The organism is Curtobacterium sp. MCBA15_016, from assembly GCF_001865105.1.
Taxonomy (GTDB): domain Bacteria; phylum Actinomycetota; class Actinomycetes; order Actinomycetales; family Microbacteriaceae; genus Curtobacterium.
The window spans coordinates 1-24,494 of sequence record NZ_MJGR01000067.1; the positions used below are offsets into that span (position 1 = coordinate 1).

Annotated in this window: 20 protein-coding genes; 13 read left to right on the plus strand and 7 right to left on the minus strand. The window is 71.9% G+C overall.

All coding sequences use genetic code 11. From position 1 onward, the window contains the following. Positions 1-115 precede the first annotated feature (115 nt). The 3 genes from BIV03_RS17625 (at position 116) to BIV03_RS17635 (ending at position 5,527) form a co-directional block, all read left to right on the plus strand. Positions 116-1,279, plus strand: coding sequence for an ROK family transcriptional regulator (locus BIV03_RS17625; protein ID WP_083403518.1), 1,164 nt, complete (start codon positions 116-118; stop codon positions 1,277-1,279). A 73-nt stretch (positions 1,280-1,352) separates the two neighbouring features. Next, positions 1,353-3,368, plus strand: a complete 2,016-nt coding sequence (locus tag BIV03_RS17630) for a beta-galactosidase (RefSeq protein WP_083403519.1) — start codon at positions 1,353-1,355, stop codon at positions 3,366-3,368. Further along, positions 3,365-5,527: an alpha-galactosidase gene (locus BIV03_RS17635; protein WP_139202073.1), complete on the plus strand. Its 2,163-nt coding sequence runs from the start codon at positions 3,365-3,367 to the stop codon at positions 5,525-5,527. Before BIV03_RS17630 ends, BIV03_RS17635 begins: the two co-directional genes overlap by 4 nt. Positions 5,528-5,569: 42 nt before the next feature. On the opposite strand, the gene BIV03_RS17640 is transcribed toward BIV03_RS17635, so the two are convergent. After that, complete coding sequence (locus BIV03_RS17640) at positions 5,570-8,161, minus strand: glycoside hydrolase family 2 protein (RefSeq protein ID WP_071296608.1); 2,592 nt, start codon at positions 8,159-8,161, stop codon at positions 5,570-5,572. Between the two features lie 108 nt (positions 8,162-8,269). Here BIV03_RS17640 and BIV03_RS17645 point away from each other — a divergent pair, with 108 nt between their 5' ends. From BIV03_RS17645 to BIV03_RS17665, 6 genes are read left to right on the plus strand one after another with little or no spacing between them, the layout of a single operon-like run. Then, on the plus strand, positions 8,270-9,958 hold the full coding sequence (locus BIV03_RS17645) for an ABC transporter substrate-binding protein (protein WP_071296609.1): 1,689 nt from the start codon (positions 8,270-8,272) through the stop codon (positions 9,956-9,958). A 29-nt stretch (positions 9,959-9,987) separates the two neighbouring features. Continuing rightward, complete coding sequence (locus BIV03_RS17650) at positions 9,988-10,977, plus strand: ABC transporter permease (RefSeq protein WP_070418539.1); 990 nt, start codon at positions 9,988-9,990, stop codon at positions 10,975-10,977. Between the two features lie 12 nt (positions 10,978-10,989). Then, complete coding sequence (locus tag BIV03_RS19315) at positions 10,990-12,051, plus strand: ABC transporter permease (protein WP_139202074.1); 1,062 nt, start codon at positions 10,990-10,992, stop codon at positions 12,049-12,051. After that, positions 12,048-12,926, plus strand: coding sequence for an ABC transporter ATP-binding protein (locus BIV03_RS19320; RefSeq protein ID WP_139202075.1), 879 nt, complete (start codon positions 12,048-12,050; stop codon positions 12,924-12,926). Before BIV03_RS19315 ends, BIV03_RS19320 begins: the two co-directional genes overlap by 4 nt. Continuing rightward, positions 12,923-13,831 carry an ABC transporter ATP-binding protein gene (locus tag BIV03_RS17660; RefSeq protein WP_071296610.1) on the plus strand — a complete coding sequence of 303 codons (909 nt, stop codon included), beginning with the start codon at positions 12,923-12,925 and terminating at the stop codon, positions 13,829-13,831. The genes BIV03_RS19320 and BIV03_RS17660 overlap by 4 nt, the downstream gene beginning before the upstream one ends. Then, complete coding sequence (locus BIV03_RS17665) at positions 13,828-15,981, plus strand: glycoside hydrolase family 36 protein (RefSeq protein ID WP_071296611.1); 2,154 nt, start codon at positions 13,828-13,830, stop codon at positions 15,979-15,981. Before BIV03_RS17660 ends, BIV03_RS17665 begins: the two co-directional genes overlap by 4 nt. Positions 15,982-16,190: 209 nt before the next feature. Here the strand turns inward: BIV03_RS17665 and BIV03_RS19970 are convergent, their stop codons facing one another. The 5 genes from BIV03_RS19970 to BIV03_RS17685 form a co-directional block, all read right to left on the minus strand. Further along, positions 16,191-16,340 carry a hypothetical protein gene (locus BIV03_RS19970; RefSeq protein WP_175475970.1) on the minus strand — a complete coding sequence of 50 codons (150 nt, stop codon included), beginning with the start codon at positions 16,338-16,340 and terminating at the stop codon, positions 16,191-16,193. A gap of 271 nt (positions 16,341-16,611) precedes the next feature. Beyond that, the gene (locus BIV03_RS17670) at positions 16,612-17,238 is read right to left on the minus strand and encodes a response regulator transcription factor (RefSeq protein WP_071296612.1); all 627 of its coding nucleotides are present in this window, start codon (positions 17,236-17,238) and stop codon (positions 16,612-16,614) included. After that, positions 17,235-18,434: a sensor histidine kinase gene (locus BIV03_RS17675; RefSeq protein ID WP_071296613.1), complete on the minus strand. Its 1,200-nt coding sequence runs from the start codon at positions 18,432-18,434 to the stop codon at positions 17,235-17,237. The genes BIV03_RS17670 and BIV03_RS17675 overlap by 4 nt, the downstream gene beginning before the upstream one ends. A gap of 53 nt (positions 18,435-18,487) precedes the next feature. Beyond that, entirely contained in the window at positions 18,488-19,324 is an 837-nt protein-coding gene (locus tag BIV03_RS17680) for an ABC transporter permease (protein WP_071296614.1), read from the minus strand. Further along, entirely contained in the window at positions 19,321-20,160 is an 840-nt protein-coding gene (locus tag BIV03_RS17685; protein ID WP_071296615.1) for an ABC transporter ATP-binding protein, read from the minus strand. The genes BIV03_RS17680 and BIV03_RS17685 overlap by 4 nt, the downstream gene beginning before the upstream one ends. Positions 20,161-20,349: 189 nt before the next feature. Here BIV03_RS17685 and BIV03_RS17690 point away from each other — a divergent pair, with 189 nt between their 5' ends. Genes BIV03_RS17690 through BIV03_RS17705 form a run of 4 tightly spaced genes read left to right on the plus strand, consistent with a single transcriptional unit; the run spans position 20,350 to position 23,691 of the window. After that, positions 20,350-20,631 (plus strand): hypothetical protein, encoded by a 282-nt coding sequence (locus BIV03_RS17690; RefSeq protein ID WP_071296616.1) that lies wholly within the window; start codon positions 20,350-20,352, stop codon positions 20,629-20,631. Continuing rightward, complete coding sequence (locus BIV03_RS17695) at positions 20,628-22,385, plus strand: alpha/beta hydrolase (protein ID WP_071296617.1); 1,758 nt, start codon at positions 20,628-20,630, stop codon at positions 22,383-22,385. Before BIV03_RS17690 ends, BIV03_RS17695 begins: the two co-directional genes overlap by 4 nt. Before the next feature lie 5 nt (positions 22,386-22,390). After that, on the plus strand, positions 22,391-22,882 hold the full coding sequence (locus BIV03_RS17700; RefSeq protein ID WP_139202076.1) for a hypothetical protein: 492 nt from the start codon (positions 22,391-22,393) through the stop codon (positions 22,880-22,882). Then, on the plus strand, positions 22,879-23,691 hold the full coding sequence (locus BIV03_RS17705; RefSeq protein WP_071296619.1) for a hypothetical protein: 813 nt from the start codon (positions 22,879-22,881) through the stop codon (positions 23,689-23,691). Before BIV03_RS17700 ends, BIV03_RS17705 begins: the two co-directional genes overlap by 4 nt. A 17-nt stretch (positions 23,692-23,708) precedes the next feature. On the opposite strand, the gene BIV03_RS17710 is transcribed toward BIV03_RS17705, so the two are convergent. After that, entirely contained in the window at positions 23,709-24,482 is a 774-nt protein-coding gene (locus BIV03_RS17710) for an SDR family NAD(P)-dependent oxidoreductase (RefSeq protein ID WP_071296620.1), read from the minus strand. Between the last annotated feature and the right edge of the window lie 12 nt (positions 24,483-24,494).

A 24,494-nucleotide genomic window follows, 5' to 3' on the forward strand; every position in this document is an offset into this window, starting at 1 on the left:
TAGGACGCCGCCGGACTCAACGTTACGAATACCAGGGAACCCCTGACCACCACGTGGTCAGGGGTTTTCTGCGTTTCCAGGCGCGTTATGATCGGCCGACGAACGAAGGGGACCGATGACCGAGCAGCTCGATCGAGCATCGATCGACCCGGGTCCGGTGTGGCCGGTGTTGACCGATGCGACGAGGTCCGCCCTGCGCGAGATCCTCGTGCACGGTGTGCTCTCCCGTGCCGAGATCGCTCGGTCGCTCGGCCTGTCGCGGGCGAGTCTCACGCGGGCCGTCCGGACGCTCCAGGAGCACGGGTTCGTGATCGAGGTCGGCACGGGGGTGCGTGGCGCCACCGGTCGGCCGTCGGAGCTCCTCCGGACGAGCGAGGGCGTGTGGGAGTTCGTGGGGGTGAAGCTCACGCAGGACCGCTTGTACGCGGCGGTCACGGACCTCGCGGGACGGGTGCTCGCCCTGCACGAGGAACTACTGCGCGACGCATCGCCGGACGCGCTCGTGGCCCAGGTCGGCGAGGTCGTCGACCGGCTCCGGGCAGCGTCGCCGGCGATCTGCTCGCTCGGCGTCTCGGTGCCCGGCGACGTGGTCACCCGTGACGGCGTGACCCTGGTCGAGGTGTCGCAGTTCCTCGGCTGGCGCGACGTCCCGCTGTCGGACATGCTCGAGCGCCGGACGGGGCTCGTGACCTTCACGGTGAACGACGTCGACGCGCTCACGGCCAAGGAGCACTGGATCGGTGCCGGCGCGGGCGTCACCTCGATGGCACTCGTCACGGTTGGGGCGGGCGTCGGGTTCGGGCTCGTCACGAACGGCGAGGTGTCTGAGGGCGCCCACGGTCGGTTCGGTCGCGTCGGGCACCTGCCCGTGTACGGCGGCGGTCCGGACTGCGGGGTCGGGCACGCGGGCTGCGTGTCGAGCTACCTGCCGAGCTCCATCGTGGCGCGGAACGCCGGCCACGAGGACGCTGGGTACGACGCGGTGGTCGACCTGGCCCGCGCGGGGGACGAGCAGGCGCTCCAGGCCCTCCGCGACGCCGGCACGGCCCTGGGCGTCCTCCTGTCGACGGTGGTGACGCTGGTGGACCCGGAGTCCATCGTGCTGACCGGCGACGGCCTGCCCGTGTACGACCTCGCCCGCGCCGAGGTGGACGCGGCGTTCTGGCAGGGCCTCCGCCCGTACGAGCCCGCCGTGACCATCGTCGTGCAACCGTTCGAGTTCTCCGAGTGGGCGCGTGCGGCTGCGGTCCTCGCGGTCCGCAGGCTCCTCCGCTTCTGACTTAGTTACCCGAGTTGACAAACGCCTTCGACGGGCGGGATGCTGGTCCGGTCCACCCGTCGAAGGAGATGTCGTGACCCCTGCTCGTTCCGTGCCCTGGCCCACCGAGGACCTGTCGTTCGGTGGTGACTACAGCCCCGAGCAGTGGCCGCGCTCGGTGTGGGACGAGGACGTCCGACTCATGCGCGAGGCCGGTGTGAACTTCGTCACGGTCGGGGTCTTCTCGTGGGGGCTCCTCGAGCGGTCACCGGGGGAGTACACCTGGGACTGGCTCGACGACGTGCTCGACCTGCTGCACGACAACGGCATCGCGGTGGACCTCGCGACACCGACCGCCGCCCCGCCGAACTGGCTGCTCACGGCGCACCCCGAGATCCTGCCGGTCGACGCGACCGAACGCCGCGAGCGTCCCGGTGGCCGGCTCGGCTGGTGCCCGGCCTCGCCGGTGTTCCGCGAGCACGCGCTCCGGATCGCCGGCGCCCTGGCCGAGCGGTACGGGGAGCACCCCGCGGTCCGGCTCTGGCACGTGAGCAACGAGCTCGGCGGCGGGAACGGCCGCTGCCACTGCGAGGTCTCGGCAGCCGACTTCCGCCGCTGGCTCCGTGCGCGGTACGACGACGTCGACGCAGCGAACGGCGCGTGGGGCACGGCCTTCTGGGGGCACACCTACACGTCGTTCGACGAGATCTCCCCGCCGCGTGGCGTCGGTGGGGCGCCGAACCCGGGGCTCGCCCTCGACTTCGAGCGCTACTCGTCGGACGCGCTCCTCGCCCACTTCGAGGCCGAGAAGGCCGTCATCGAGCAGTACTCCGCGGCACCCGTCACGACGAACTTCATGGTGGGCGCCGGTTCCCAGGTCGTCGACTACGCCGAGTGGGCCCGCCACGTCGCGATCCCGGCGAACGACCACTACACGCTGGTCGACGACCCCGACCGTGCCGAGGACCTCGCCGCCGCTGCCGACCGCATGCGCGGGATGACCCGCGACGGCGGTCCGTGGCTGCTCATGGAGCACTCGACCGGGGGCCCGAGCTGGCAGCAGCGGAACCGGGCGAAGGAACCCGGCGAGATCCTCCGCAACTCGCTCGCCCACGTCGCACGCGGGTCGGACGGCGCACTCTTCTTCCAGTGGCGCGCGTCGACCGCCGGCGCCGAGCAGTTCCACTCCGCGATGGTCCCGCACGCCGGCACCCGGAGCCGCGTCTGGCGCGAGGTCTGCGCCCTCGGCCGCGCACTCCGCGCCCTCGGGCCGGTCCAGGGCGCCCCGGTCGAGCGTGCCCGCGTCGCGATCGTCGTGGACGAGGCGTCCGGCTGGGCGCTCCAGTCCGGGCTGAAGCCGCACCGGGGACTCCGGTACGGGCACGAGCTCCGTGCCTGGCACACCGCGTTCTGGCGCCGCCAGGTCCTGACCGACGTCGTCCCGCTCGACGCCGACCTGTCCGGGTACGACGTCGTGGTGCTCCCGACCCTCTTCGTCGTCGACGACGCGTCCGCGGCGCGGATCAGCGCCGTCGTGGAGCACGGCGCGACGCTCCTGGTGACCTACGCCTCGGGGATCGTGGACGAGACCGCGCGGGTCCGCACCGGTGGCTACCCGGGTGCGTTCCGCGACGTGCTCGGCGTGTGGTCGGAGGAGTTCACCCCGCTGCAGCGCGACGAGCGCGTCCTGCTCGACGACGGCACGGTCGTCACCGACTGGGCGGAGGACGTGGTCGTCGAGGACGCCGACGTCGTCCTCCGGCACGTCGACGGGCCGCTCGCGGGCCGCCCCGCGGTCACACGCCGCGCCGCCGGTGGCGGCGCCTGGTACGTCTCGGCGATGCTCGACGCGGACGGGGTGCAACGGATCGTGGACCGGATCGTCGAGGAGCGAGCGATCGCGCGGACCGTCATCGCGCCTCCAGGCCTGGAGGCAGTGCGTCGCGTCCGGCAGGACGGCACCGGGATCCTGTTCCTCCTGAACCACCGCATCGACGACGTCGTCCTGTCGGCTGCCGGGACCGACCTGCTCGACGGCTCCGGGCACGGCCCGGAGACCGTCGTGCCCGCCGGCGGCGTCCGCGTGCTCCTCGAGGAGGCGACGGCATGACCGTCGTGGACGGCGAGGAGGCGCGGGCAGCCGTGCCCGCGGCGGTGACGCGCGTCCACGCGCTGCGCGCAGCCGGGGTGGGTGTCGTCGTCGCGACCCGTGTCGACGGCCTGCCCGAGGTGCTGCACTGGGGGCGGGACGTCGGCGAGGTCGTGCCGGAGGACGCGGACGACCTCGTGCTCGCGGTCGCGCGGGCGGTCTCACCGAGTGCGTTCGACGCCCCGTGGCCGGTGACGATCCTGCCCACCGAACAGGACGGGTGGGAGGGGCGGCCCGGGATCGCCGGACAGGTCGGCGGTCGTCCGCTCGTCCCGGTGTGGCGCGACGTCGTGGTGCACGTCGAGGGGCAGCTGCTCGTGGTCGACGCCGCGTCGGACGAGGTGGCGCTGCACAGCGAGTTCGCCCTCGACGACGCCGGGGTCCTGCGGGTGCGGCACGCGCTGACGAACAGCGGCACGGCCCACGTCGAGGTGCAGGCGCTCGAAGCGGTGCTGCCGGTGGGGGAGCGTGCCGCCGAGGTGCTCGACCTCGCCGGACGGTGGACCCGCGAGCGGACCCCGCAGCGGCGGGCGATGACCGACGGGGTGCACGTGCGCGAGAGCCGTCGGGGGCGGACCGGGCACGACGCCCCGACCCTCACGGTGCTCGGGACCCCTGGTTTCGACGACACCACCGGCGAGCTGTGGGCGGTGCACCCGGCGTGGAGCGCGGACTCCGTGCACCGGTACGACCAGCTCGCCGAGGCCCGTCCCGTGCTCGGCGCGGGGGAGCTCCTGCGCACGGGTGAGGTCGTGCTCCGTCCGGGCGAGACGTTCACCACGCCCGACACCGTCTTCGTCTGGACCGACGCCGGGCTCGACGGGGTCGCCGCCCGCCTCCACGACTCCCTCCGCGCGCGCCCCGGGCACCCACGGACCCCGCGCCCCGTCGTGCTGAACACCTGGGAGGCCGTCTACTACCGGCAGGAGCTGGAGCCGCTGCTCGCACTCGCGCAGGTCGCTGCGGACGTCGGTGTCGAACGGTTCGTCCTCGACGACGGCTGGTTCACCGGACGCCGCTCCGACACCACGGCCCTCGGCGACTGGACGGTCGACGCCGACGTCTGGCCGCAGGGCCTCGGGCCGCTCGTCGCCGGTGTCCGAGCGCTCGGCATGGACTTCGGGCTGTGGTTCGAGCCGGAGATGGTGAGCCCGGTGTCCGAGCTCGCGGTCGACCACCCGGACTGGCTCCTGCAGGACCCCGGGCGCACCCGGACGTGGCGGCACCAGTACGTGCTCGACCTCGCCCGCGCGGACGTCCGCGAGCACGTGCTCGACCGGATGTCGGCGGTGATCGGCGCGCACCACGTCGACTTCGTGAAGTGGGACCAGAACCGCGACGTCGTGCAGACCGTGCACGCCGGCCGGGTCGGGCTCGACGCGCACACCCGTGGTGCCTACGCGGTGATGGACGAGCTCCGTCGCCGACACCCCTGGCTCGAGATCGAGGCGTGTGCGTCCGGCGGCGCCCGGGTCGACCTGGGCGTCCTCGAACGCGCCGACCGGGTGTGGGCCTCGGACTCGAACGACGCGATGGAACGGCTGCCGATCCAGCGGTGGACCGAGCTCCTGCTGCCGCTCGAGCTCATCGGGTCGCACGTCGGCCCGGAGGTGTCGCACACCACCGGGCGGCACCTCGACCTCGACTTCCGGATGGCGGTGTCGCTCTTCGGCAGCGCCGGCATCGAGACCGACGTCACCCGGTGCAGCCCCGCGGAGCTCGACCGGCTGCGGGAGTGGACCGCGCTCTACAAGCGGGAGCGGGGACTGCTGCACTCCGGGCGGCTGCACCACGTCGAGCTCGGGGACCCCGGGCTCGCGACGACGGCGGTCGTCGCGCGCGATCGGTCGCGCGCCCTCGTGCGGGTCGCCCGGACCGTGACGGGTCCGCGGTCCCTGGCCGTGCCGCTGCGCCTGCGCGGACTCGACCGGGAGCGCCGGTACCGGGTCGCGCCGGTGACGGGGTTGCGGGTGCCGAAGGGGGTCGACGTGACCCGGACGCCGTGGATCGAGCGGGGGAGCGTGGAGCTGTCCGGCGCGGTGCTCGAGGACGTGGGGGTGCGGCTGCCCGCGCTGGCGCCGGGAACCGCGCTCGTGCTCGAGGTGCAGGCGACCGGCTGACCGGGGCGGACGGGCCGGGCACGCGCCCGGCCCGTCCACGCCTCAGGGCAGGAGGTCGCCCGCGTGCCGGAGCACCAGGGGCCCGGCCAACGCCTCCACGTCGATGCCCGCCGCGCGCGTGACCTCGAACACCGCCGACTCGCCGGGCAGCAGCGACACCAGCCCCTCGTCGACCCGGGCCGTGGCGACCACCCGGTCCGGGAACAGCGCGAGGTCTCGCACGTACGCCGTCGCCGTGACCGTGACCCGCGCTCCCTCCGGCGTCGCCGCGACGTCGACCGAGAACGGTCGACGCCCGAGGCGCTGGTCGACGACATCCGCGAAGTCGTGCACCCGCCGCCCCGAGGCCGACCCGGTCACCACGAGCACCTCACCCGAGCGGTCCTGCGGCACCGCGACCTCGACGGGCAGCGTGATCCGCACCGAGTCCGCCGGGCCGACCGAGACGGTCGCCGTGGTCCCGGCGAGGGCGGTGCCGTCGAACGCGCGGCGCTCGACGACGACCTCGTCGGTGACGGTCGCACCGCCGGCGTTCACGACGACGACGTCGAGCCCGTCGCCCGCCGTCGACCGCTGGACCGTCGCGAGGACCTCGCGGTAGGCCTGTCGGACCGCGTACCAGACCGGCTTCCGGTGCCCGGCGTGGTCGACGAGTGCCCAGGACACCACGGGCCAGTCGTCGTTGAGCTGCCAGACGACCATGCCGGTGTTGTCCGGCGTGCGGGACCGGAACCACTCCATGCCGAAGCGGATCGCGTGCGCCTGGTTGAGCTGCGCGGCCCAGTGCCAGTCCTCGATGGTCGTCGGCGCCGGGAGGTGCCCGCGCATGCCGTCGGCGAGCTTCCGGTTGCCCTCGTGCGCCTTCTGGTGCACGAGCATCTCGTGGCCGTCCGGGTCGAGCGGCTCGTCGTGCACCACCGCGGTGAGGGTCGACCACGCGGGCGGCCCCTGGAACCCGAACTCGGCGACGAACCGCGGCTGCCAGTCGGCGTAGGCGCGGTAGTCGAGCCGGTTCCAGACGTCCCAGATGTGCACGCTGCCGTTCCGCTCGTCGTTCGGCGTCAGGTACTCGTCGAACGAGAACGGGCTCCCGGGGGTGTACGGCCGGGTCGGGTCGAGCTCCGCGACGATCGCGGGCAGCAGGGAACGGTAGTACCCGTTGCCCCAGGTGCGACCGACGAGCGACGGCCGCCACCCCCACTCGGCGTAGGCCACGAGGTTCTCGTTGTTGCCGTTCCACACCACGAGCGAGGGGTGGGGACTGAGGCGGGTGACGGCCTCGCGGACCTCGGGCTCGACCTCGTCGGCCAGCCAGGGTTCCTCGGCGTAGGCCGCGCAGGCGAACAGGAAGTCCTGCCAGACGAGGATCCCGAGCTCGTCGCACCGGTCGTACAGGTCGTCGGACTCGTAGATCCCGCCGCCCCAGATCCGGAGCAGGTTGACGTTCGCCTCGACCGCGTCGTCGATCCGCTCGGCGTAGCGCTCGGCCGTCATCTCGGTGAGGTACGCGTGGTCCGGGATCCAGTTCGCCCCGCGCACGATGACGGACCGGTCGTTGACGCGCAGGAGGAACGGCGCGCCACCGGCGTCGGCAGCCGTGTCGAGGGTGACGGTCCGGAACCCCACCCGGCCGGTCCAGACGTCGTCGCCGACCTCGACCCGGACGTCGTACAGCGGCTGGTCACCGTGGCCGCGCGGCCACCAGACGGCGACGTCGGGGACCTCGAGCCGCACGACGGCGGAGCCGGTCGTGCGGTCCGGGCCGGTCGCGACGGAGCGCGCGCCGACGACCCGGCCGGCGGTGTCCTCGGTGTCCGTGTCGCGGCCTGGAGGCGCGGTGTCGGAACCGGGGTGCGCTGCGGACGCGTGGTGCGGGGCCAGGGTGATCCGGGCCTCCAGTCCGGCACCCGCGTCACCACCCGCGGACGCGACGGGCGCGCTGCCGATGGCCTGCGAGAAGGCGCCGGAGGAGCCGGCGAACTCGACGTCGACGTGCGCCGTGAGCACGCCGGTGGTGCCGTCGACGTCGACGAGGGGGCGGACGGCCGCGATGCGGACGCCGCTCCAGGACTCGATGCCGATCGACTTCCAGATGCCGCTCGTCGCGACGTCGACGCCCCAGTCCCAGCCGAAGTTCGACGCGTTCTTCCGGAGCGCGTTGTACGGGTGGTGGTTGACGTGCGGGAGCTCGCCGCCGTGCAGCTCGGAGAGCCGGACGGCCGCGGGCACGGGCGCGTCGAACGTGACGACGAGCTCGTTCGCGCCCGGTCGGAGCAGGTGTCCGACGGGGAACCGGTACGAGCGGTGCTGGTTCGCGGTGGTGCCGACGACGATGCCGTTGAGCTCGATCGTCGCGAGTGTGTCGAGTCCGTCCGCGACGAGGTCGTGGCGGCGCAGCCCGGTGCAGCCGGCCCAGTCGAACGTCCGCCGGTACCGCCAGACCGTGTCGCCGATCCACTGCGTCGCGGCCTCGCCGTCACCGTCGAAGGGATCGGGGATCCTGCCGCCGCGCAGCAGATCGGTGTGCACGCAGCCGGGCACCACCGCCTGCACCGGGTCGCGGTGGGCATCGGCCTCCGGTGGACCGGCGACCGCCTCGAGAGTCCAGTGGCCGTCCAGTGTCGTGCGCTCCATCGCGCCTCCTCACGTCGTCGTGCAAGCTCTTGACCGGGTTAGTTTAGCCGTGTAACAATCGCGGTCACAACGACCAGGCCTGCGACGGAGCAGACCGAGAGGACAACGATGTCAACACCAAACCGTTCCCGGCGGCTCGCCATCGCGGCCGCGGCCATCCTCACCACCGCGGGACTCGCCCTCACCGGCTGCAGCTCGAGCGGGACCGCGGCGTCGTCCGACTCCGCGTCGACCCTGATCGCGTACACCGGACAGTCCGGCGACTACCAGATCAACTACAACCCCTGGTCGCCGTCGAACATCGGTGGCGTCGGGACGATCTACGAGGGCCTGTTCTTCATCACGAACGTGAACACGAAGGACCCGAAGCCGCTGCTCGGCACGAGCTACGAATGGAACGCCGACGGCACCCAGCTGAGCATCACGCTCCGCGACGACGCGAAGTGGAGCGACGGGAAGCCCTTCACGGCGAAGGACGTCGTGTTCACCCTCGACATGCTCAAGAAGTACAAGGCGCTCAACTCCATCGGGTACGACGGCACCGCGAAGGCCGAGGGGGACGACAAGGTCGTCGTGTCCTTCGCGAAGCCGTCCTTCGTGCTCGGCCCGAACCTGCTCGGCAAGACCTGGATCGTGCCGGAGCACCTCTGGAAGGACATCGACCCGACCACGGACGTCGTGCGCAAGCCCGTCGGGACGGGCCCGTACACGCTCGGCACGTTCAAGGCGCAGGCCTTCACCCTCGAGGCGAACAAGGACTACTGGGGCGGTGCCCCGGCCGTGAAGACGATCCGCTACCTGTCGCTCTCCGGCAACACCGCGGGTGCCGACGCCCTGTCGCAGGGTTCGATCGACTGGCAGACCGGCCCGGTCCCGAACATGGACGACATCCCCGGCCACTACCAGGGCTACGACGGCATCACCGTCGGCCAGAACCAGATGGCCCTGCTGACCTGCTCGTCGACGGCGCTCGGCTGCTCGGGCCCGCAGACCGACCCGGCCGTGCGGCACGCGATCGCCGACGCGATCAACCGCAAGCAGCTCAACTCCCTCGCGTTCTCGAACACCGCCAGCGAGATCTCGCCGACGTTCGCCCTGACGACGACGCAGAAGGACATGATCTCGAAGGACGTCTCGCCGGCCGTGATGCCGTCCGGTGCCGACACCGACGCGGCAGCCTCGACGCTCGAGGACGCCGGGTACGCGAAGGGTGCCGACGGCATCTACGCGAAGGACGGCAAGAAGCTGTCCCTGACGGTCGAGGTCGTCACCGGCTGGACCGACTACATCACCGCGATCGACACGATGACGCAGCAGCTCAAGGCCGCCGGCATCGAGCTCAAGGCACAGCAGTCGTCGTGGAACGAGTGGACCGACAAGAAGACCAAGGGCAACTACCAGCTCGCGATCGACTCGCTCGGCCAGGGCCCGACCGCGAACCCGTACTACCTCTACAACAACTACTACTCGACCGCGAACACCGCGAAGGTCGGCGAGGCGGCCCCGATGAACATCGCCCGCTACAGCAACCCCGAGGTCGACGCCGCGCTGCAGAAGCTCGCGACGATCAACCCGGAGGACACCGCGGCGACCCAGCCCGAACTCGACGTCATCCAGCAGCACGTCGTCGAGGACATGCCGTACATCCCGATCATGACCGGCGGCACGACGAGCGAGTTCCACGCCGCGAAGTTCACCGGCTGGCCGACGAAGGACGACCTGTACGCGTTCCCGGCGGTCTGGGCGAGCCCGGACAACGCCGAGATCTTCAAGGCCCTCAAGCCCGCCAAGGGCTGAGGCGAGGACTGCGACCGAGGAGCGCTCGTATGCACTACTTCCTGCGCAAGATCGGCTTCTACATCGTGGCCCTCTGGGCGGCGTTGACGCTGAACTTCATCATCCCCAGGCTCCTGCCCGGGAACCCCGTGGACATCCTGCTCGCCAAGCTCCAGCAGCGCGGCGGGCAGGTGACCCCGGCGACCCGGCAGGCGTACGAGCTGCTCCTCGGTGGCAACTCCTCGGAACCGATCCTCGCCCAGTACGGCCAGTACCTGGGCAACGTGTTCCGCGGTGACCTCGGGGTGTCGGTGAGCTACTTCCCGGCACCGGTGACCGAGGTCATCGGGAGCTCCCTGCCGTGGACGATCGCCCTCGTCGGCATCGCCACCGTGCTCGCTGCCGTCATCGGGGTCGCCCTCGGCGCCTTCGTCGGGTGGCGACCGGGCACCTGGCTCGACTCGTTCGTGCCGGCCACCACCCTGCTCGCCGCGGTGCCGTACTTCTGGCTCGCGCTGATCCTCGTGTACTTCTTCGCGACCGGACTGCACCTGTTCCCGGCCCAGGGCGGCTACGACGTCGTCCTCACACCGGGGTTCAACGGCGAGTTCCTCATGTCGGCGCTCAAGTACGGCGTGCTGCCCGCCGCGACGATCGTGCTCGCCTCGCTCGGCGGCTGGTTGCTCGGGATGCGCAACATGATGGTGTCCACGCTGTCCGAGGACTACATCACCACGGCGCTCGCGAAGGGCCTGCCGCACGGCAAGGTCCTCCGCAACTACGCCGCCCGCAACGCCGTGCTGCCGTCGGTCGCCGGGTTCGCGATCTCCCTCGGGTTCATCGTGTCCGGGTCCGTCGTCACCGAGCAGGTGTTCTCGTACCCCGGCATCGGGTCGAAGCTCCTGTCCGCGGTGACGAACAACGACTACGCGCTCATGCAGGGCATCTTCCTGTTCATCACCCTGGCGGTCCTCGGCGCGAACCTCGTCGTCGACCTGCTCTACGGGCTCATCGACCCGCGCACCCGGGCCCGGAGCTAGGAGGACACGACCATGACCAACATCCAACAGGAGACCGAACCCACCATCGGTGCCCTCACCGAGGAGGCCGAGGCCGGTTCCACCCGGAGCATCGCGACCGCTCGTCGTGGCCGGCCGAAGGGCGGCATCCGCCGGTTCCTCCCCACGCTGACGCCGTGGCTCGTCACGGGCATCGTGCTCATCGTCGGCGTCGCCCTGTTCGGGCTGCTCGGCCCGCTGCTCGTCGGCGACCCGAGCGCCATCCGCGACTCGGGCATGCAGCCGCCGAGCGCCGACAACCTGCTCGGGACGACGCAGACCGGGCAGGACGTCCTCGCCCAGCTCGCGTTCGCCACCCGGGGCAGCCTGCAGATCGGTCTCATCGTCGGTGTCCTCGCCACGGTGCTGTCGGCGTTCTTCGGCATCCTCGGCGCGTACCTCGGCGGGATCATGGACGAGGCGTTCTCGCTCTTCTCGAACGTGTTCCTCGTGATCCCGGGTCTGCCGCTCGTCATCGTCATCTCGGGCCTCGTCCCGCAGGAGGCCCGAGGCCTCTGGACCATCGCCATCGTCCTCGCGATCACGTCGTGGGCCGGGTCCGCCCGGGTCCTCCGCGCGCAGACGATGTCGATCCGGAACCGGGACTACGTGTCCGCCGCACGGGTCGCCGGGGAACGACCGTGGCGGGTCATCGCGGTGGAGATCCTGCCGAACCTGCTGCCGGTGCTCGCGTCGCAGTTCGTGTTCGCCGTCATCGCCGCGATCCTCGGCGAGGCCGGGCTGTCCTTCCTCGGCCTCGGCGCCTCGAACTCGTCGACGCTCGGCACGATGCTCTTCTACGCGCAGAACGGCTTCGCACTCGCCCAGGGCGCCTGGTGGTGGTTCGTCCCGCCGGGGCTCCTCATCGCACTGCTCGGCATGGGCCTCTCCCTCGTCAACTTCTCGATCGACGAGGTCATCAACCCGCGGCTCGCGAACGTGCGGGCGCAGCGACGGCGTGAACGTCGCGCACGTCGTGCGGCCCGCCGTCCCGGCCCAGGAGGCGCGGCTCGCCTCACCGAGACCACCACCGACCGGAAGGGGGTCGCCCGATGACCCGGGACGCCGTCCTCACCATCGACCACCTCGACGTCGTCTACGAGACCGAGCACCCGGTGCACGCCGTCAAGGACGTCTCGCTGACGCTCGCGCCCGGGGAGATCCTCGGGCTGGCCGGGGAGTCCGGCTGCGGCAAGACGACGCTCGCCTACGCCATCACCCGGCTGCACAAGCCGCCGGCGAAGGTGACGTCGGGCAGCATCACCTTCCACGACCGGGACGGCAGCGACGTCGACCTGCTCGGCCTCGGCGACGAGCAGCTCCGTGCCGTCCGCTGGTCGAAGCTGTCGATGGTGTTCCAGGGGGCGATGAACGCGCTCAACCCGGTCACCACGATCCGGGCACAGCTCGACGACGCGCTCGTCGAGCACCGCCGCGGCATGCCCCGCAAGGAGCGTCGGGCGATCGCGGAGGACGCGCTCCGCCGGGTCGGGGTCGACCCGTCGCGAATCACGGCGTACCCGCACGAGCTCTCGGGCGGCATGCGGCAGCGCGTGATGATCGCGATGGCGATGCTGCTCGAGCCGCAGGTCATGATCATGGACGAGCCGACCACCGCGCTCGACGTCGTCGTGCAGCGGGAGATCCTCCGCGAGATCGTCCGCCTGCGCGACGAGCTCGGCTTCGCGGTCGTGTTCATCACGCACGACCTGCCGCTGCTGCTCGAGATCAGCGACCGGATCGCGATCATGCTCCGCGGCGAGGTCGTCGAGTGCGCCACCGCCGACACCATCCAGCACGACCCGCAGCACCCCTACACCCGGCGGCTGCTGCAGTCCTTCCCGAGCCTGTCCGGCGCCCGCGGCGGCTTCATCCGCACCGGGGCGAGCATCGACGGCTCGGACCTCGACACCCAGGAGGTCGTCCGATGACCAGTGTGACCGTCAGCCACCTCGGCAAGGACTTCCACACCCGGAAGGGCCTGCGCCGGACCACCCTCCGCGCCGTCGACGACGTCTCGTTCGAGCTCCTGCCCGGACGCACCGTCGCCCTCGTCGGGGAGTCCGGTTCGGGCAAGTCGACGATCGCCCGGATGCTCGCGAAGCTGGAGAGCACCACGCGCGGCTCGATCGACGTCCGGCTCGAGGACGGCACCCCCGTCGTCGGCAGCATGTACCGCCGGCACGTGCAGATGGTGTTCCAGGACCCCTTCGCGTCGCTCAACCCGTTCCACTCCATCGAGCACCACATCGCCCGCCCGCTGCAGCTCCACCACCGTGCGCGCGGCGCCGAGGAGACCGCCGAACGCGTCCGGGAACTGCTCGGCCGCGTGAACCTCGACGAGGACTTCGCGTCCCGCCGCCCGCACGAGCTCTCCGGCGGGCAGCGACAGCGCGTCGCGATCGCCCGGGCCCTCGCACCCGGCGCGCAGGTGCTCATCGCCGACGAGCCCGTGTCGATGCTCGACGTGTCGATCCGGCTCAGCGTGCTCAACCTCATGGGCCGGCTGCAGCGCGAGGACCACCTCGCCGTGCTGTACATCACGCACGACCTCGCCACTGCGCGGCACTTCTCGGACGAGATCCTGGTGCTGTACCGCGGCCGGGTCGTCGAACGGGGACCCTCGGACGCGGTCATCCTCGACCCGCAGCACGACTACACCCGGCTGCTCGCCGAGGCCGCCCCCGACCCGGAGCGCACCGACCGCCGGGTGACCTCGGGGCCGGCACTCGACCGCTCCACGATCGACAACACCACCTGCTACGACCACACCCTGGGGGACTGGGTGACGAGTTCGCCGGCACCGGTCGGGGCGGTCCGGGCCGGGACGCCGTGAGTGCGTTCGTCGACTGGGTCACGCCCGGGTTCTCGGCACGGTTCCGGATCGCGTCGGACCGACCGGTCGCCCTGGTGTCGTTCGTGCCGACCGGCGGGGCGCTCGCCGACGGCCCCGACGACCCGCAGCCGCTCGTCGAGCTGACCACCGTCGGCCACGGCAGGTTCCCCGGCGGGTTCCGGCACGTCGACTCCACCATCGGCGCACGGCTCCGGTACGTGTCGCACGACGACGCCCCCGTGTCCGTGGGCGGGACCGGATCAGGGCCCGCGGACACGACCGGGGCGGTGGACGGGACCGACCTGTGGTTCCAGATCGTGCAGGAGGACGCGGCCACGCGCCTCCAGGTCGTGTCCGTGTTCCGCGCGCGCGACGGCGTCGGAGCGTTCCGGACCTGGACCGAGGTGTCGGCGCCGGAGGGCGAGCACGTCGTCGACTTCGTCTCGTCCTTCGCGACCGGGGCGTTCCTGACCGACTCCGGTGCGACGGTCGACGAGCTGTCGTTGACGCAGGCCGAGAACGACTGGGCGGCCGAGAGCCGGTGGCGCACCGATCCGCTGCGGTCGATCGGGCTCGCCCGCATCGATCGCGAGGCGCAGCACCACCCGCCCCGCAGCCGCGCCGTCGTGCAGAACCGCGGCTCGTGGTCCACCGGTGAGGCGCTGCCGATCGGCGTGCTGCACGCTGCCGACTTCGCGCTCGTGTGGCAGGTCGAGCACAACGGGCCGTGGCTGTACGAGCTGGGGGAGACCCGACGGCACGCGTACGTGCTGCTGAGCGGACCGACCGACCAGGAGCACCAGTGGAGCGCCGTCGTCGCTCCGGGACAGCCGTTCGTTTCCGTGCCGGTGTCGGTCGGGATCGCCGGCTCGGTCGGCGGCGCATTCGCGGTGCTCACCCGGCAGCGACGGGCGTTCCGGCACGTGCGCGACGCCGATCGTGCCCTGCCGCTGGTCTTCAACGACTACATGAACACGCTCATGGGCGACCCGACGACCGAGAAGCTCCTGCCGCTCATCGACGCGGCCGCCGACGCCGGTGCCGACCTGTTCTGCATCGACGCCGGCTGGTACGCCGAGGGGCACTGGTGGGACACCGTCGGCGGGTGGGAGCCCGCGGCGTCGCGGTTCCCGACCGGGCTCGGGTCCGTCATCGACCACATCCGTTCACGCGGCATGCAGGCCGGGCTCTGGCTCGAACCCGAGGTCATCGGGATCAACTCGCCGCTGGCGTCGTCGTTGCCGTCGTCCGCCTTCGTGCACCACCGCGGGGTGCGGGTCGCGGAGCACGGCCGGCACCTGCTCGACCTGCGCTCGCCGGATGCCCGGGCGCACCTCGACGCGGTCGTCGACCGGCTCGTCGGGACGCTCGGCGTGACGTTCTTCAAGATGGACGACAACACGATGACGGGGTCGTTCGACGGGCAGCTCGAGCACCAGCGGGCGCTGCTGGACTGGCTCGACGACGTGCAGGCCCGCTACCCGTCGCTCCTCATCGAGAACTGCGCCTCGGGAGCGATGCGCGCCGACTTCGCGATGCTGTCCCGGTTGCACATGCAGTCGACCTCGGACCAGCAGGACCCGGTGCTGTCCGCCACGATCGCCGCCGCAGCGCCCGCGGCGATGCTCCCCGAGCAGGCGGGGAACTGGGCGTACCCGGCGCCGTCGATGTCGCCTGACCTGTTCGACCTGGCGCTCGTGAACGGGGTACTCGGGCGGATGTACCTGTCGGGGTACCTCAACGAGATGTCGACCGCGCAGCTGGGGGTCGTGGCCGCGGCGATCGAGGCGCACCGGACCGTGCTCGCGGACGTCTCGTCGGCGCTGCCGGTGTGGCCGCTCGGGCTGCCCGGGTGGGAGGACACCTGGGTCGCGCTCGGCCTCGACGTGCCGGCCGGGGACCTGTACCTGTCGGTGTGGGCGCTGCCGGGAGCGTCGTCGTCGGTGTCGTTGCCGCTGCCGGCACTCGCAGGGCAGCCGGTGGCGGTGTCGCCGCTCTTCCCGACGGCGATCGGGGCCTGGGAGGTCTCGTGGGACGCCGACGCGGGGGTGCTGCACGTCGACCACGGCGGGGCCACCCCGACGGCCCGGGTGTTCCGCGTCCGGCGGGACCCGGGCGTCCGGTCGGGCGGGGCCGGCGCGGGGCGCTGACCGGGGCGGGCGCCGGATGGCAGACGGTGCTCGTTCCGGGACGGGAGGCGCGGTGCGGGCAGGCGCCGCGCCCTCCCGTCCGGTGGGGCGGAGGTGGGCGCGCGGTGCGGTGCGGTGCGGTTCGGTGCGGCGCGGACGGGATCGTGTGCTCGCCTCTGACCGTTCTGGTTCGGGATCCCCGAGGATCGCGAACCGGAACGGTCACGCGCTCAGGAGTCCGGGCGGATCCAGTCCGTCAGGGGCTCGAAGGACGCCGGTGGCAGGACCTCGTCGGGCTCGGCGGCTCGCACACCGGTGACGATCGTGGCCGCTCCGTACCCCAGGGACCGGCGGGCGACGCCGTCGCGCTCGCCGACCACCAGGGTCGTGCGGACCGCCGGGTCCCCACGGTGCTCGAACGTGACCAGGACGGCGTGCCCGACCCCAGCGGAGCATCAGTTCGGGAACGGCCATCCGCACGACGGTGCCGGCCACCGTCTCGAGCGTCCACGTCTGCCGGGCCTCGTCGATGTCGAGCCGGAACTGCCAGTGCTCCCGCGGTGACTCCTGGTGGACGCCGTCGATGACGGTTCGTCCCCGTCGTCGGAGGGCGGCGAGCTCCTGGGCGACCGCGGGACCGTCGGGGCGGGGTCAGCGGAGGAGGCCGAGCTCCATCGCTCGGGTCACCGCGCGCGTCCGGTCGTTCACGCCCAGCTTCTCGAACACGTGCCCGAGGTGCGTCTTGACGGTGGTCTCGCTGAGGAAGAGCGTGCGGCCGATCGCCGGGTTCGAGTTGCCCTGCGCGACGAGCTGCAGGACATCGAGCTCGCGCGGTGACAGTGTCGGCCCGGTCGTGGGCTTGCCGGTCGCCCGGCGGACGAGGGCAGCTGCGGCCGAGGGTGCGAGTGCCGTCCCACCGCGTGCCGTCGCGCGGAGGCCCGCGAGGATCTCCGACTCCGGGGCCGCCTTGAGCAGGTACCCCGCGGCACCGGCCTCGATCGCGGCGAGGATCTGGTCGTCCGACTCGTAGGTCGTGAGGATGAGCACGCGGACGTTCGGCTCGCGCGCGAGGATCCGCGCGGTGGCGTCGTCGCCGTCGAGGCCGGGCATGCGGAGGTCCATGAGGACGACGTCGGGTCGTTCGGCGAGCGTGATCGCGACCGCCGCCTCGCCGTCGCTCGCCTGCCCGACCACCTCGACGTCGTCGGCGTCCTGGAGCAGCGCGACGATGCCGGCGCGGACGATGGGGTGGTCGTCCGCCACGACGACGCGGATCACCGGTGCACCTCCGTCAGTGGTGCGTCGACTGCCGGCAGGCGCGGCTCGGCCCCGGCGGGCAGCGTCACCTCGACGACGGTGCCACGTCCGGCGTCGCTCGTGATCGCGCAGGTGCCGCCGGCGAGGGCGAGCCGCTCGCGCAGGCCCCGCAACCCGTGGCCGGCGGTCTGGAGGGACGCGTCGAAGCCGACGCCGTCGTCCGAGACCCGGAGGCCGACCTGATCGGCTGCCACGTGCAGTGCGACCCGCGCCGTGGCGGCGTGGGCGTGAGCGCGGACGTTGGCCAGTGCCTCCTGGGCGGCGCGGAGCAGCACCACCTGCGCGTCGCGGTCCAGCGCGCAGTCCGCTGCCTCGACCGTGACCGGCACGCCGGTCTCGCGCGTGAACCGCTCTCCGAGGCGGTGCAGGGCGGCGCCGAGTCCGTCGCCCGCCACTCCGGCAGCACCCGCCGCGACGAGGGTGCGGGACTCTTCGAGCGCTGCGCGCGCTGACTCCTCGAGGATGGTGAGCCGCTCGTCGAGTCGGTCGACGCGTTCGGCCGCGAGGTCCCCGCGGGCACGTTCGGTGAGCATGACGATGCCGGCGAGGTTCTGTGCGACGGTGTCGTGGATCTCGCGGGCGAGGCGTTCGCGTTCGCTCGTCACGCCGGCGCTGCGGTGGGCCTCGGCGAGGGAGTCCTGGGTCGCACGGAGTTCGTCGAGCAGGCGCCGTCGTTCGTCGGAGAGCTCGGCGATCCGGGTGATCCAGAGTCCGAGCGCGCAGGCACCCGCGATGCTGACGCCCTCGATGAGGACCGTGCTGACGAGGCTGTCCGGGCCGCTCGCGATCTGGAGCCCGATCCCCGCGGCGAGGCCGATCGCGACCGAGACCACCACCGCCGTCCGTGTCCGGTCGATCTGGCACCACGCGACGGGGAAGAGGATGCACTGCACGAGGGCGGTGCTCGGGACGACCGCGGGGAGCACGAGCGCCGCGAGCACCAGCAGCGGGACGAAGCCGGCGGCCGCGCGGGGGACCTCGTAGCCGCGCCACCCGTACGCCGCGTAGGCGACGGCGAGGACACCGAGCATCGCGAACGCCGGCCAGCGGTCCGCCCACGGGGACCACCCGAGCACGGTGATCACCGCGACGAGGGCGATCGTGACGCCGAACGCCACGTGCAGGCCCCAGTTGCGGTGCACCGTGATGCGGTCCATGGCCTCAGCATCCCATCGCCCGGGTGCCGCCGAGCGGTTTTCCACAGGCCGGATCACGCGTCCTTGCGATTCCACCGGAACGTCAACAGGCAGGCCACCGCGCCCACGACCAGCCACGCTGTCAGGACGAGGGCTCCGAGGCCGAGGTGCCACGCGCCTCCTGGCTCGGCGGACGCGAACGCGTCGGGCAGGAAGACCGACCGCATGCCGGACGCCATCCACCGCAGGGGGAAGACGGACGCGACGTTCTGCAGCCAGTCGGGGAGCTGCGTGAAGGGGAGGTAGACGCCGGAGATGAACTGGAGGACCAGGACGATGGGGACGATCGTGGCGGTGGCGCGGCGGCCCTCGCGGGGGAGCGCCGAGATCGCGATGCCGAGGACGCAGCTCGTCGCGACCCCGAGGAGCATGATGCCCGCGAAGTGCGCCCACGCGCCGCCGTCGGTGGGCAGGTCCACGCCGAAGACGAGGCTCGCGATCGCCAGCAGCAGAGCGGTCTGCACGACCGTCGTGACGAGGACCATGCCGATCTTGCCGATGAAGTAGCTCACCACCGGCAGGGGTGTGCCGCCCAGACGCTTCAGCGTGCCGTCGCTGCGTTCGCCCGCGATGTCGACGCCGAGGGACTGCGTGCCGGACAGCAGGATGCCCGTCGCGACCAGGCCGGGCAGGTAGTACGTGGCGTAGTCCACGCTGACGTTCGGTCCCGCCTGGATGTCCGGCGCGCTGCTGAACGCGACCGAGAAGAGCGCCAGCATCACGATGGGGAAGAGGAAGGTGAAGAAGACGGCGTCAGGGGCTCGGAAGTAGGAGCGGAGTTCGTAGCCGATGCGGTGCGCGCCGATCGTGGCGGCGTTCGTGGTGGTCGTGTTCGTCGTCGCGGTGCTCATCGGTGGCCGACCATTCCGAGGTAGACGTCCTCGAGGGACGGGCGGATGACTTCGAGGTCGTGCATGGGTTCCGGGGTGCTCCGGATCAGGGCGGTCGGTTCGTTCGTGCGCCGTTCGTGGGGTTCGCCGACGTCGTCACGCCACCTGACGCGTGGGGTGCGGGCCTCGGCACCGCCGATCTCGTCGATCGGGGCGATGTCGAGCAGCCGGCCGTCGGCGATGACCGCTGCCCGGTCGGCGAGGTGTGCGGCCTCGTCGAGGTAGTGCGTGGTGAGGAGGATCGTCGTGCCCTCGCGCTTGACCTCGTCGATGAGGTCCCAGAAGCGGCGCCGGGCCTCCGGGTCGAAGCCGGTCGTGGGCTCGTCGAGGAAGAGGACCTCGGGGCGGCCGATGATGCCGAGGGCGACGTCGACGCGGCGACGCTGGCCGCCGCTCAGTCTGCTGATGCGGGTGTTGCGCTGCGACTCGAGCCCGGTCTTCTCGAGGAGCTCTTCGACGCTGCGGTGCCGCGGGTACAAGGTCGTGAAGTGCCGGAGCTGTTCCGCGACGGTGACATTGGGGGACTCGGCGCTGGTCTGCAGGACGATCCCGATACGTGCGTTGTGGCTACGGCTCGTGCGGGCGGGGTCGTGGCCGAGCACCCGGACGTCGCCGTCGGTGCGGGTGCGGTAGCCCTCGAGGATCTCGACCGTGGTGGTCTTGCCGGCGCCGTTCGGGCCGAGGAGCGCGAAGGTCTCGCCGCGGGGGATGTCGAAGGAGACGTCGTCCACGGCGCGCTTGCCGGTGGCGTACTGCTTCGTGAGGTGGTGGACCTCGATGGCGGGGGTGTCGGGCATGGGTCCAGCCTGGCCGGTCGTGCCCGGTGGCGGCTCGGCCGGGTGGCTCGACCCACATCCTCCGATCGGGGGATACCGGAGCGCCGCCGACGGGCACCGATCTGTGCACAGTGACTCGTCCGAGGTTCCGATACTGATATGTTGCCGGTGGGATCGTGACGGAGGGCGTTGCGACGGACGGGGGAGACGATGGCTGATCTACGGGTCTCGTACGCCACGCTCGACGGCGTGCGCGACGCGCTGGACGCAGCGCAGGAGTTGTTCGCCAACGCCTCGGTGCCCACCGACGGCGGAGCGTTCGGCGCGGACGAGGTCACCGACGCCTTCACGGTCTTCCGTGCATCACAGGAACGCTCGGCCGGATGGCTGGCGGACGCGAGCCGAACGCTCGCGCAGTACGCGCACGACACGAAGTCGCTCGTGCAGGACGCCGACGCCGAGCTGGCGGGCAAGGTCGGCGGCAAGGGATGACCGCCGACCCGTTCGCCTGCGACCCCGGTGCCGTCGCGAAGCTCTCGAGTGGCCTCGCCAGCCACCAGGACGACCTCAGCGCCGGAGCCCACGGCGTCGCCCGCGCCGCGGAGGATGCGGACGACTGGAGGGGCGCCTCGAAGGATCGCTTCTCCGTCACTGTCGGCACCGTCCCGCGCGCGGCTCGACGCATCATCGGCCGGCTCGACGTCGCGATCGACGTGCTCGACACCTACGCCGACGACGTACGGGCGATCCGGGACGAGGCGGAGCGGATCCGTGCGGCACAGTTGACGAACGCCGTGGAAGTCGCTGCGAACACCGTGTCGCTCTCGGCCGCGGTGGTGGCCGCGGCAGGCCAGGACGCCACCGAGGCCGACGGACGACAGGCCCGACGGCTGCGGTCCGACGCGGACGACCTCGCGGCGACGGCGTCGCGACTGCAGGCGGAATGGGACGCGCTCGTCGAACGACGGGCCATCGCGGACCGTGCGGCGTCGGCCGGGCTGTCCGACACCGACGTGCTCGGCGTGGCGCCCTCGTACTCGGGGGCGCTCGGCAGGATGAGCGACGCCGACTTCCTCGTCGCCGTCGCTGCGATGCCGCCCGAGGTCCTGGCGGCGCAGGACCCGTCGGTCGGTGATCGGCTCGCCGGGATGCCGCCCGAGACCGTGCAGGCGTGGTGGGACGGGCTCGGTGGCCGGGGGACCGCGGGGGAGCACTCGGCGGCGCAGGACGCGCTCATCACGGCATTGCCGGCGGTGATCGGGAACCTGGACGGCGTGCCGTACTGGGCGCGGGACCAGGCGAACCGGTTGAGCGCGCAGCGGGCGTCCGCGCGGGCGCAGGACGACGTGGACGCGGCGCGGAAGGCGCTGCGCGCCGCGGGACCGAGCGCTCGGCGTGCGGCACAGCAGGAGCTCGACGCCGCCACGGAGCGGCTCGCAGCACTCCAGAACTTCTTGGCGGCCTCGCGGACGAGCCTCCGTGGTGTGGACGGTATGCCCCGGCAGTTCGTGTCGTTCCTCGACGGGCAGCCTCCCCTCGGAGCGGTGTCGATGGGCGACCTCGACACGGCGGCCAACGTCAGCTACCTCGTGCCCGGTATGGGCACCACACTCCAGGACACGACCCTGCTGATGAGAGCCGGTGCGAACGTGGTCGGGGTGCAGCGGCTTTCCGAGAGGGGGCGCAACACCGCGATGGTCACGTGGATCGGGTACGAGGCGCCGCGGAACGCACTGACGACCGGCGATCTCGGCGTGTTCGGTCTGGCTCACGCCAACGCAGGTGCCGACCGTCTGGCAGCGGATCTCGGTGGGTTCCGTGCGACCCGACCGGACGCGCACCTCAACGTGGTCGCGCACTCGTACGGATCGACGACGGCGTCGATCACTCTGCACGACCACGCCGATCTGGGTGTGAACAGCTTCGTCACCCTGGGATCCGCGGGCATCCCCGGGCACATCCCGAACGCGGGGGCGATCCACGCCGAGCACATGTACGCGGCGCAGGCCGAAGAACGGTTCAACGTGGCCCACATCGGACAGGTCCTGAGCTACCCCGAGCGCATCGACCCGACCTTCAAGCCGTTCGGCGCGACCGAGATCGACGCCTCGCATGTCGAGGGAACGTCCGACGTCAACGTGCATGACCTGTACGTGAACCCGAACGGTGCCGAGGACGCAGATCACGGCTACCTCGACCTCGACACGAACACGTTGATCGAGACGGCGAAGGCGACGCTACGGTGAACCCGATGCCGATCAGCGTGCGTAAGACCACGGCGGTCGCCGCGCTGGCCGCTGCGACCACCCTCGTGCTCTCGGGGTGCGGGATGACAGGAGCGGGACACGCCATGACCATCGAAGAGGCACAATCGCAAGCGATCATCGAATTCCGGTCGGTGCTCGCGCTGGCCCCGGACACGTGGCCGCAGGAGGTGCCGAAGGCGGCCGCGTACGACTGCCGGATCGACGGGGCGCGGGCCGTGCAGTTCGGGTACTACGTCGAGGTGGACGCGCCGGACGATCCCGGGACGCTCGTGGCACAGGCAGGTGAGCACTGGGAGCGCGAGGGCTACGAGTTGTCGAAGACACAGACGGAGATGGACCCGGAGACCGGTCAGGTCTACGCCGTGGTGGCGCGAGCCGACGGCAAGCCCCGTGCTTCGATGGCAGCCACCAAGGTCCGCGCGCACGTCAACGTGGACTCGCGCTGCGTCCTCGGCGACCCGGACGACTACCGGTGACGGCCGGGGAACCCGAGTCCACCGCCGGGGAGAGCGCGACGGCTGACGACCTGCGGCTCCGGCGCAACCGGCTGATCTTCGGGATCGTCGTCGCGCCGATCGGAGTCCTGATCGCACTCTTCCTGTCGTTCGTGGTGCAGATCAGCTCCGCGTGGCGATCGACGAGCGACGGCGGGGCTGCGGCCGGACCGCAGATCGTGGCGATTGTCATCGGCCTGCTCGCCACCGTCCCAGCGCTGATCGCCGGGATACGAGCGCTCCGTGCCCGCGTCCTGGAGGTCGCTGCGTCGGGAGCGACGGTGGTGGCGGGCGTCGGCTTGCTCGCCGTCGTGCTGCTCGTCATCGTCCCGTCGTTCGAGATCCTCCCGCGCGCTGCCCGCGATGCCGATAGGTACGCACAGCAGCAGCGGCAGGAGGAACTCGACGACCTGGACTCGGGCTACGGGCCCGGATCGGCCGAGGAAGCGGGCCAGGAGATGCAGGAGTACGTCGACGATGCGCTGCAGCTGCTCGAAGTGGCGCCGAGCACGGTGCGGACGACCACCTGGTCCACGAGCGGCACCACCGCTGCAGGCAACGCCTGTCGGGCCTTCCACGAGCGCCTCCGGCTCGGGGACCAGGTCGACCGCCCGAGCACCGCGGAGACCCTGCGGACGGCGTGGACGGCCGAGGGCGACCACACCGGGTTCCATGAGCGGAACGGCCGCCTCGACCTCAGCGTCTGCTCCGCCGACGCCACGATCTCGTGGCTCAGGACCGACAACGTGCTCCTCGTCGAGAGCGACTGCATCCCGTCCGGGGCACCCTGACGGGCAGCGATGTGCCCTCAGCGCAGGCGCGTGGACGCGATCCCACCGTCGACGTCGAGCGTCCCGCCGTTCACGAACGCCGCCTCGTCCGACGCCACCCACCGGACGGCGCGGGCGATGTCGACCGGCTGCACCGGTACCCCCGCGGGCGTCCCCTGCGTCATCGCCGCGAGCACGTCCGCCGAGTCCGCGTTCCCCGGCGTTGCCGTCGCACCCGGTGCGACCGTCACGACCCGCACCCCGCGCTGCCCGTACTCGGCCGCCCACGCCCGGGTCAGCTGCTCGACCGCGGCCTTCGTCGCCGGGTAGAGCGCCATGAACGGCACCCCGACCCGGGCCATCCACGAGCCGATGTTCACGACGACGCCGGACCCGCGCGCGGCCATCCCCGGGGCGAGCGCCGCCACGAGGACGTGCGGTGCGCGGATGTTCGTCGCGAGCAGCGCGTCGACGGTGTCGTCGGACAGGGACTCCGTCGGACCGCCGGGGTAGACGCCGGCGTTGTTCACGAGGACGTCGACGTGACCGCCGAGCAGCTCCCGGGCCGCGGCGGCGAACGCCCGGACGTCGGGAGCACCCGCGGACAGGTCCGCCACGATCGGGAGGGCCCGGCCACCCCGGCGCTCGATGTCGTCGGCGACAGCACGCGTGCGGGCGGCGTCGCGGCCGTGCACCGCGACGGTCATGCCGGCGGCCGCGAGCTCGCGGGCGATGGCCTCACCGATGCCGCTCGAGGCGCCGGTCACGAGGGCAGTGCGGAAGGTGGTCTCGTCAAGGAGTGCAGTGGTCATGCATCGATGCTC

What these genes read in the sequence shown, in the direction of transcription:
- BIV03_RS17690 (WP_071296616.1), top strand. Translation starts at nt 20,350, where the DNA reads ATGGCTGATCTACGGGTCTCGTACGCCACGCTCGACGGCGTGCGCGAC.
- BIV03_RS17710 (WP_071296620.1), bottom strand. Translation starts at nt 24,482, where the DNA reads ATGACCACTGCACTCCTTGACGAGACCACCTTCCGCACTGCCCTCGTG.
- BIV03_RS17660 (WP_071296610.1), top strand. Translation starts at nt 12,923, where the DNA reads ATGACCAGTGTGACCGTCAGCCACCTCGGCAAGGACTTCCACACCCGG.
- BIV03_RS19320 (WP_139202075.1), top strand. Translation starts at nt 12,048, where the DNA reads ATGACCCGGGACGCCGTCCTCACCATCGACCACCTCGACGTCGTCTAC.
- BIV03_RS17650 (WP_070418539.1), top strand. Translation starts at nt 9,988, where the DNA reads ATGCACTACTTCCTGCGCAAGATCGGCTTCTACATCGTGGCCCTCTGG.
- BIV03_RS17680 (WP_071296614.1), bottom strand. Translation starts at nt 19,324, where the DNA reads ATGAGCACCGCGACGACGAACACGACCACCACGAACGCCGCCACGATC.
- BIV03_RS17645 (WP_071296609.1), top strand. Translation starts at nt 8,270, where the DNA reads ATGTCAACACCAAACCGTTCCCGGCGGCTCGCCATCGCGGCCGCGGCC.
- BIV03_RS17640 (WP_071296608.1), bottom strand. Translation starts at nt 8,161, where the DNA reads ATGGAGCGCACGACACTGGACGGCCACTGGACTCTCGAGGCGGTCGCC.
- BIV03_RS17685 (WP_071296615.1), bottom strand. Translation starts at nt 20,160, where the DNA reads ATGCCCGACACCCCCGCCATCGAGGTCCACCACCTCACGAAGCAGTAC.
- BIV03_RS17700 (WP_139202076.1), top strand. Translation starts at nt 22,391, where the DNA reads ATGCCGATCAGCGTGCGTAAGACCACGGCGGTCGCCGCGCTGGCCGCT.
- BIV03_RS17675 (WP_071296613.1), bottom strand. Translation starts at nt 18,434, where the DNA reads ATGGACCGCATCACGGTGCACCGCAACTGGGGCCTGCACGTGGCGTTC.
- BIV03_RS17625 (WP_083403518.1), top strand. Translation starts at nt 116, where the DNA reads ATGACCGAGCAGCTCGATCGAGCATCGATCGACCCGGGTCCGGTGTGG.
- BIV03_RS17635 (WP_139202073.1), top strand. Translation starts at nt 3,365, where the DNA reads ATGACCGTCGTGGACGGCGAGGAGGCGCGGGCAGCCGTGCCCGCGGCG.
- BIV03_RS19315 (WP_139202074.1), top strand. Translation starts at nt 10,990, where the DNA reads ATGACCAACATCCAACAGGAGACCGAACCCACCATCGGTGCCCTCACC.
- BIV03_RS17695 (WP_071296617.1), top strand. Translation starts at nt 20,628, where the DNA reads ATGACCGCCGACCCGTTCGCCTGCGACCCCGGTGCCGTCGCGAAGCTC.